Source organism: Methyloceanibacter sp. (assembly GCF_035650995.1).
Lineage (GTDB): Bacteria > Pseudomonadota > Alphaproteobacteria > Rhizobiales > Methyloligellaceae > Methyloceanibacter.
In genome coordinates, this window is sequence record NZ_DASRGO010000147.1 from 1 (window position 1) to 3,724 (window position 3,724).

At 63.7% G+C, this 3,724-nt stretch carries 1 protein-coding gene and 1 pseudogene; both read left to right on the forward strand.

Annotated elements, in window-relative coordinates; translation table 11 throughout:
- Positions 1-1,089 (forward strand): annotated as a pseudogene (locus tag VFB18_RS11060) (DNA-directed RNA polymerase subunit beta); the annotation flags it as partial.
- A gap of 76 nt (positions 1,090-1,165) precedes the next feature.
- Positions 1,166-3,724: DNA-directed RNA polymerase subunit beta' (gene rpoC, locus VFB18_RS11065; protein WP_324974955.1), on the forward strand; the 2,559-nt coding region annotated here is incomplete at its 3' end.

A 3,724-nucleotide genomic window follows, 5' to 3' on the forward strand; every position in this document is an offset into this window, starting at 1 on the left:
ACCCACTGGTGGGAGATCGCGCTCAAGAACGAGAAGGCGATGGCCGAGGTCGAGGCGATCCGCCGCCAGTACGAAGAGGCCAAGAAGCGGCTCGAGCAGCGCTTCGTCGACAAGGTCGACAAGCTGCAGCGCGGCGACGAGTTGCCGCCCGGCGTGATGAAGATGGTCAAGGTGTTCGTGGCGGTGAAGCGCAAGATTCAGCCCGGCGACAAGATGGCCGGACGTCACGGCAACAAGGGCGTGATCAGCCAGATCGTGCCGATCGAGGACATGCCCTATCTCGCCGACGGTACGCCTGTGGACATCGTGCTCAATCCGCTCGGGGTGCCTTCGCGCATGAATGTCGGCCAGATTCTCGAGACCCATCTCGGATGGGCCTGCCGGGGGCTTGGCAACAAGATCGGCGAGGCGCTCGACGCCTATTACGAGTCCCGGAAGGTGAAGCCGCTCAAGGATCTGCTGAAGACGATCTACGGCGACGACAAGACCGTCTCGGCGCTCAAGGACGAGCACCTGATCGAGGTGAGCGAGGACCTTCGCGCCGGCGTGCCGGTGGCGACGCCGGTGTTCGACGGCGCGCACGAAGGCGACGTGACGGCCCTGCTCGAAGCGGCCGGTCTCGACGGCTCGGGACAGGTGACGCTCTACGACGGGCGCACCGGCGAGGAGTTCGAGCGCAAGGTGACGGTCGGCTACATCTATATGCTGAAGCTCCACCACCTCGTGGACGACAAGATCCACGCCCGCTCGATCGGTCCTTACAGCCTCGTGACCCAGCAGCCGCTCGGCGGCAAGGCCCAGTTCGGCGGCCAGCGCTTCGGCGAGATGGAGGTGTGGGCGCTCGAGGCGTACGGCGCGGCCTACACGCTGCAGGAGATGCTGACCGTCAAGTCGGACGACGTGGCGGGACGCACCAAGGTGTACGAGGCGATCGTCCGCGGCGACGACACGTTCGAGGCCGGCATCCCCGAGTCGTTCAACGTGCTCGTCAAGGAGATGCGGGCGCTCGGGCTCAACGTCGAATTGGTGCAGCCCAAGCCCGAGGAGCAGCCGCAACGGGCGCGGCTGCCGCGCCCGGCGGCCGAGTGAGGCTCGCTTGGATATAGAGTGAGATAGACGCGACCAACCGAAGGGCGGCTCAGGCCGCCTGTTGGGAGACCAGAGAATGAATCAAGAAATCGTCAACATCTTCAGTCCGCAGGTCCAGCAGCAGAATTTCGACCAGATTCGCATCGGCATCGCGAGTCCGGAAAAAATCCTGTCCTGGTCCTACGGCGAGATCAAGAAGCCGGAGACGATCAACTACCGCACCTTCAAGCCGGAGCGCGACGGGCTGTTCTGCGCGCGCATCTTCGGTCCGGTGAAGGACTACGAGTGCTTGTGCGGCAAGTACAAGCGCATGAAGTACAAGGGCGTCATCTGCGAGAAGTGCGGCGTCGAGGTGACGCTCGCCAAGGTCCGGCGCGAGCGCATGGGCCATATCGAGCTTGCCGCGCCGGTCGCCCATATCTGGTTCCTGAAGTCGCTTCCCTCGCGCATCGGCCTTTTGCTCGACATGACGCTCAAGGACCTCGAGCGCGTGCTCTATTTCGAGAACTACATCGTGATCGAGCCGGGACTTACCTCGCTCAAGCCGCTTCAGCTCCTCACCGAGGAGGATTATCTCAAGGCGCAGGAGGAGTTCGGCGAGGATTCGTTCACGGCGTCGATCGGCGCCGAGGCGATCCGCGAGCTGCTCAAGGCGATCGACCTCGAGAAGCTCGCCGCCGATTTGCGCGTCGAGATCGCCGAGTCGACCTCCGAGCTCAAGCCCAAGAAGCTCGCCAAGCGCCTCAAGGTGGTCGAGGCCTTCATCCAGTCGGGCAACCGGCCGGAGTGGATGATCATGACGGTCGTTCCGGTCATTCCGCCTGAGCTCCGCCCGCTCGTTCCGCTCGACGGCGGCCGTTTCGCCACCTCCGATCTGAACGATCTCTATCGCCGCGTCATCAACCGCAACAACCGTCTGAAGCGGCTGATGGAGCTGCGCGCGCCGGACATCATCATCCGCAACGAGAAGCGCATGCTGCAAGAGGCGGTCGACGCCCTGTTCGACAACGGCCGGCGCGGACGCGTTATCACCGGCGCCAACAAGCGGCCGCTGAAGTCGCTCGCCGACATGCTCAAGGGCAAGCAGGGCCGCTTCCGCCAGAACCTGCTCGGCAAGCGCGTCGATTATTCCGGCCGTTCGGTGATCGTGGTCGGCCCCGAGCTCAAACTGCATCAGTGCGGCCTGCCGAAGAAGATGGCGCTCGAGCTGTTCAAGCCGTTCATCTATGCGCGGCTCGACGCCAAGGGCCATGCCGCCACGGTGAAGCAGGCGAAGAAGCTGGTGGAGAAGGAGAAGCCGGAGGTTTGGGATATCCTCGATGAGGTGATCCGCGAGCACCCGGTGCTGCTCAACCGCGCGCCCACCCTGCACCGCCTCGGCATCCAGGCCTTCGAGCCGGTGCTGATCGAAGGCAAGGCCATCCAGTTGCATCCGCTTGTTTGCGCCGCCTTCAACGCTGATTTCGACGGCGACCAGATGGCGGTGCACGTGCCGCTGTCGCTCGAGGCGCAGCTCGAGGCCCGCGTGCTGATGATGTCGACCAACAATATCCTGCACCCGGCCAACGGCTCGCCGATCATCGTGCCGTCGCAGGACATCGTGCTCGGCCTGTATTACCTGTCGATCATGTCCGACAACGAGCCGGGCGAGGGGATGATCTTCGGCAACACCGCCGAGATCCATCACGCGCTCGACGCCAAGGTGGTCACGCTGCACGCCAAGATCAAAGGCCGCTTCGTCACGGTCGACGAGAAGGGCAACAAGGTGTCGAGGATCTACGACACGACGCCCGGCCGCATGCTGCTCGGCGAGCTCCTGCCGCGCCATCCGAGCATCAGCTTCGACCTGGTCAACCGGCTGCTGACCAAGAAGGACATCTCTCACATGATCGACGTGGTCTACCGCCACTGCGGTCAGAAGGAGACGGTCATCTTCTGCGACAAGATCATGGGATTGGGCTTCCGCTATGCCTGCCGCGCCGGCATCTCGTTCGGCAAGGACGACATGGTGATCCCGGAGAGCAAGGACGCCATCGTCCACAAGACCGGCGATCTCGTGCGCGAGTACGAGCAGCAATATAATGACGGCCTGATCACCCGCGGCGAGAAGTACAACAAGGTGGTCGACGCCTGGACGGAATGCACCGAGCAGGTCGCCAAGGAGATGATGAAGCGCATCTCGGCGGTTGAGAAGGACTCCAAGACCGGCCGGGCGAAGCCCATCAACTCGATCTATATGATGTCGCACTCGGGCGCGCGCGGTTCTCCGGCGCAGATGAAGCAGCTCGCCGGCATGCGCGGTCTGATGACCAAGCCGTCGGGCGAGATCATCGAGACGCCGATCATCTCCAACTTCAAGGAGGGGCTGTCGGTGCTCGAGTACTTCAACTCGACCCACGGCGCCCGCAAGGGCCTCGCCGACACCGCGCTCAAGACGGCCAACTCGGGCTATCTCACCCGCCGTCTCGTCGACGTGGCGCAGGACTGCATCGTGAACGAGGAGGATTGCGGCACCGACGAGGGCATCACCGCGCGCGCCATTCTTGAGGCGGGCGAGGTCACCGTCTCGCTCGGACAGCGTGTGCTCGGCCGCACGGCGGCGGAGAACATCAAGAATCCGTCGACCGGCAAGGTG